This is a genomic window from Methylibium sp. (genome assembly GCF_031393925.1).
Lineage (GTDB): Bacteria > Pseudomonadota > Gammaproteobacteria > Burkholderiales > Burkholderiaceae_C > Methylibium.
Map to the genome: position 1 here is coordinate 1 of NZ_JANMWL010000056.1, position 4,790 is coordinate 4,790.

A 4,790-nucleotide genomic window follows, 5' to 3' on the forward strand; every position below is an offset into this window, starting at 1 on the left:
CGCTCCAGCCAGAACGCCTCGAAGGCCGGGAACTCCTCGCCCGCGCCGCCGACGGTGTCGATGGCCAGGCCGCGCGCCGACAGGCCGTAATGCTGCCCGGCACCGACCGCGCGCAGGTAGCTCGCGCCCTGGAACAGCAGCACCTCGTCCTTGTAGGCACCATCATTGAGCGCGTAATGCACCCGAAAGCCGGCCACTTGCGCGCCACGCTCGCCGGCCATGGCGGGCGCTGCACGGCCGTAATCGAAGGCACTGCGCGGCACCTCCAGCGGCTGCTCGCGACCGTCGACCAATTCGTGCAGTTGCACCGGCCGGGTGTAGCTGCCGCCGACATGAAAAAACTGCAGCTCGAACGGCAACCCGGCGTCGCGCCACCACGAGGCGGCCGGCCGGTAGCGGATGTCGCGGTAGTCGTCGTAGTTCAGCGCGGCGAGCTTGGCGTTGCCGCTGGCTGGCGGCGGCTGGTAGGGCCGGTCGGCCAGCACGCGCGCACGCTCACCGAGCGTGTTGAGGTCGAAAGCGGCGCCTGCGTTGGCGCCACACGCGAGCAACAGCACGCAGGCGGCAAGCCATGCCGCGGCGCCGTCGAAACGCCGCGGGGCGGCGGGCAGTTGAATCATGGGCAAACCTTGTGGGCGCGGGTGGGACCGAGAGCCCGCGCGGGTTTTTCATACGCAAGGAACATACCGGCGGCATGTGCTCAAGCGATCGAAGCAGGTTGCACCAGGCGTGACGATCTGCAGGCTGCTGACGGCAAGGCCGGGGACGCGTGGCCGGGGTCGGGTTGTTCGGGGGTTGTTCAGGGGTTGATCGGAAGGTTCGCGCAACGCGGCAGGCGGCAGCGCGCCTTCGAGGCGCTGCGGAGCACAGGGCTCGTGGCCGCGCGCGCAGCGCGCTTGGTCATCTGATTCGTCGCGCTTGTTTGAACGCAGTGAGCGCAGTGAGTTGCGCGACGGGCCACGAGCCCGAGCACCGCAAGGCAGTCGCAGCAAAGCGGAGACCGCCTCGATGAAGCGCTGCCGCCTGCCCGGGCGCGCCTTTGCAAACACGGTGGTCTCGAGCGTTGAAAAACCGACGTCGAGGTCTCCGCGCGGCGCATGGCGCATGGCGTATGGCGCGCGGTACACGGCGGGGCGGCTGCCAGGGGCGCTTTCGGGACACAGCGTGGGTTCTTGTGACGCACCCCCACGCCGCCTGCCGCGTCCCCCGAACCTCCCAAAGAACCCAAGGAACTCGACGCAGGTCAGCAACGGGCCACCTGAGCACCGTCGGACTCATTCGATTGAAAGCGATAAGGTCTTAAACCTGCTCCCAATCGCCCGCCTGCTCGAAGGCATAAGCGCCGCGGTAAATGGTCGCCTCTTCGTAGCGCCGCCCGACCAGCATCATGCCCACCGGCAGGCCATCGACCAGGCCACAGGGAATGCTCATCGCCGGGTGGCCGGTGCTGTCGAACGGGGCGGTATTGGCCACCATCTCGAACGCGCGCCCGACGATCTCTTCGATCGACGCACCGGGCGCCGGCAGCTTGGTGGCGGTGATCGGCAGGGTGGGCATCAGCAGCAGGTCGAAGTCCTTCAGCGCGTCGTCGTAGGCCTCGGTCAACTGGCGCGTCAGGTTCTGTGCCTTGGCGTAGAAGTGGCCGCGGTAGTGCTTGATGAAATATTCGCCGAGCACCATCGTCAGCTTGAGCGGGTCGGACAGTTCGTCGGCGCGCGCCTTCCAGCCGGCATGCCAGTCGACCATGCTGGTGACGTACAGGCCCTTCCAGTTAAAGCCGTGGCCGTTGTCCTTCATCATCTGCTGCGTCGCACCCTCGGCGGCACCGGCAACCAGATCGCCAGGCCCATGCGGTGCATCGGCACCGACACCTCGGACACCTTGGCGCCGAGCTTGCTGAAGCGCTCGGCCGCCTTGCGCACCTGCGCGTCCAGCGCCGGCATCGAGTTCGGCCAGCCGAAGCCTTCGGTCACGATGCCGATCTTGAGCCCCTTCACGCCGGCCTTCATGAGCTCGCTGTACGGCTGCGATTCGCGGCCGGCATGCTGGCGCGGGTCGAGCCCGTCGGGGCCGGCCAGCACCTCGAGCATGAGCGCGTTGTCGGTCACGTTCGCGGTGATCGGGCCGGTGTGGTCGATGGTCAGCTCGATCGGCATGATCCCGGTGTAGGGCACGAGCCCGTGCGAGGGCTTCATGCCGTAGATGCCGCAGTAGGCGGCCGGGATGCGCACCGAACCGCCCTGGTCGCCGCCGATGGCCAGGTCGACCTCGCCGCACGCCACCAGCGCCGCGCTGCCCGACGAGGACCCGCCGGCCGAGTAGCCCATGCGGCGCGGGTTGTGTACCGGCCCCGACGCGCTGGTGTGCGAGCCGCCCGAGAAGCAGAAGCACTCGCACACCGACTTGCCCAGGATCGTCGCGCCCGCGTCGAGCAGCCGGGTCACGACGGTGGCGTCGATATTGGGCACGTAGCCTTCGAGCGTCGAAGCGCCGTTCATCATCTGCACGCCCGCGACGCAGACGTTGTCCTTGATCGCGACCGTCTTGCCGGCTAGTTTGCCGCGGGCAGCGCCCTTGATCGTGCTCTTGGTGTACCAGGCGCCGTACTTGTTCTCCTCGCCGCTCGGCCGATAGCCCGGCGTGCGCGGGTACTTGACCACTGGCACGTAATCGGGCAACGAGTCGACCAGGTCGTAGGCGTCGAAGTTGGGTTGCAGCAGCTCGAGGTAGCTGCCCGCCTGCTGTTCGGACAAGTGGATGCCCAAGCTGAGTGCGACGTCTTGCAGCTGCTCGAGGGTGGGGCGCTTGATGGCCATGAAAACTCCTGGGGCGTGAGTGGTGGGGATCGCGTCAGTGTGTGTGGGGGGCGTTTTGCCGTCAATCGGGTGAGGGCGGATGAGGCGCTACGGGGCCTTCTTCACGGCCTGGTTGAACGGCTGCTCCAGAGCCAGACCATGAACATCAGCGCGATCAGCGAGAAGCCGGCGAGCGAGAACGCGAAGTCGCCCAACTCGATGGCAGGAAACCATGCCTTGCCGAGGTTGTAGGCGGCCACGCCATACGAGATCGCCACGATCAGCCAGCCCAGCGTGCGGCGAAAGCGCCGGCCGGTGGCCTGGCCGTCAGCGCCGCGGCCGATGCGGCAGATGAGGCGCCCGTCGAGCGTGTCGGTGATGACCATGCCCAGGGTGAAGACCAGGCCCGCAAGAAAGGCGGCGAGCAGTCCGCCGCCCCGGTTGCTGGCGACGTAACCCCAGGCCGACGCCTGGGTGGCCGTGTCAAAGACGGTGGCAAACAGCACGCCGATCACGACCACCGCCCAGGGGCTGGAGTGGTTGCGCAGGCGCTGCGGAATCAGCTTCAACTTCCAGCCGGTCGGCACGAACGCCGGGTCCTGGCGAAGCAGCAGGCGCAGGTTGAGCGTGCCCACCAGCAGCAGCAGCACGGTCGGAACCCAGCCGAACACCAACACGACGGGCTCGGGCACCGACACCGAATGCGTCAGCTGACTCACGCCCACCGCGATGCCGGTGACCAGCAGGCCATGGCCGATGGCGAACAAGCTGCCGATCCAGTGCGCATGTTCGTGGTCTTGATTCAGCGCGCGCCACGTCAGGCCGTCGATGCACGCGATGTGATCGGGATCGAGCCCGTGACGCAGGCCAAGGACGAACATCAGCACCAGCCCGGAAAAAGAAATCAACTCGGCTTGCATGGCTGGTCCTGCGGCGACGGTCGAACCGTCCCGCTCCGTCTGGTGTGAACCTGGCAGCGTCGGCCCGGTCGCATGGTCGCCCTTCAGCTCACCCGGCAGCGCGCCAAGCTGGCCGCGAACTCGTCGTGCGGCAGGTTGCGGCCGATGAAGACGAGCTTCGATTCGCGCGCTTCGCCCTCGGCCCACGGCCGGCCGATGTCCGAGTTCATCAGCATGTGCACGCCCTGCAGCACGACGCGGTGGGCCAGCCCCTCGAAAGCGACGATGCCCTTGTAGCGCATCAGATCCTTGGCGTGCGCCGCGATCGCCTCGCGAAAGAACGCCTGCAGCCGGCCCGGGTCGAGCGGCGCCGCGCTGGTGAAGACGAACGACCGCACCGCGTCGTCGTGCTCATGCTGGTTCTCGCCCAGAAAGCCGGGCTCGATCTCGAGGATGCTGTCGAGCGAGAAGCCGCCGATGTCGAGCAGATCGGCGATCGGCGTCTGGCCGAAATCGACCGCCGCGATCGCCGCCCGCGGGTTGATGCGGACCAACCGGGCGCGCAAGCGTTCGCGCTCCAGGGCGCTCACCAGGTCTGTCTTGCTCAGCAGGATGCGGTCGGCGAAGGCGACCTGCTCCTCGGCCTCATGGCACTCGTCGAGCTGGGTCGGGGCGTGCATGGCATCGACAACGGTCACGATCGCGTCGAGCGCGTAGTACGCGGCGATGTCGTCGTCGATGAAGAAGGTCTGGGCGACGGGCGCGGGATCGGCCAGCCCGGTGGTTTCGATGATGACGCGATCGAACGCGCCGGGCGCGGCCTCGCGCCGCTGCCGCAGTTCGCCGAGGATGCGCACGAGGTCGCCGCGCACGGTGCAGCAGATGCAGCCGTTGTTCATCTCGACGATCTGCTCGTCGCCGCTGGTGAGCAGCAGGTCGTTGTCGACGCCGGCCTCGCCGAATTCGTTCTCGATCACGGCGATGCGCTCGCCGTGGCGCTCGCGCAGGATGCGGTTGAGCAGCGTCGTCTTGCCGGCGCCGAGAAAGCCGGTGAGGATGGTCACCGGCACCTTGCGCGAGGCGGGCGTTGAAGGCG

At 67.7% G+C, this 4,790-nt stretch carries 3 protein-coding genes and 1 pseudogene; all 4 read right to left on the reverse strand.

Annotated elements, in window-relative coordinates; all coding sequences use genetic code 11:
* Nucleotides 1–620: glucan biosynthesis protein (locus tag RMO12_RS03810; protein ID WP_309638261.1), on the reverse strand; the 620-nt coding region annotated here is incomplete at its 3' end.
* Nucleotides 621–1,299: 679 nt separating this feature from the next.
* Nucleotides 1,300–2,816 (reverse strand): annotated as a pseudogene (locus RMO12_RS03815) (amidase).
* Between the two features lie 101 nt (nucleotides 2,817–2,917).
* Nucleotides 2,918–3,715: a hypothetical protein gene (locus RMO12_RS03820; RefSeq protein ID WP_309638262.1), complete on the reverse strand. Its 798-nt coding sequence runs from the start codon at nucleotides 3,713–3,715 to the stop codon at nucleotides 2,918–2,920.
* Nucleotides 3,716–3,798: 83 nt separating this feature from the next.
* Nucleotides 3,799–4,764, reverse strand: a complete 966-nt coding sequence (locus tag RMO12_RS03825) for a GTP-binding protein (RefSeq protein WP_309638263.1) — start codon at nucleotides 4,762–4,764, stop codon at nucleotides 3,799–3,801.
* Nucleotides 4,765–4,790: the final 26 nt, after the last annotated feature.

Excerpts from the sequence above, each read along its gene's own strand:
- RMO12_RS03820 (WP_309638262.1), bottom strand. The coding sequence starts at position 3,715 with ATGCAAGCCGAGTTGATTTCTTTTTCCGGGCTGGTGCTGATGTTCGTC.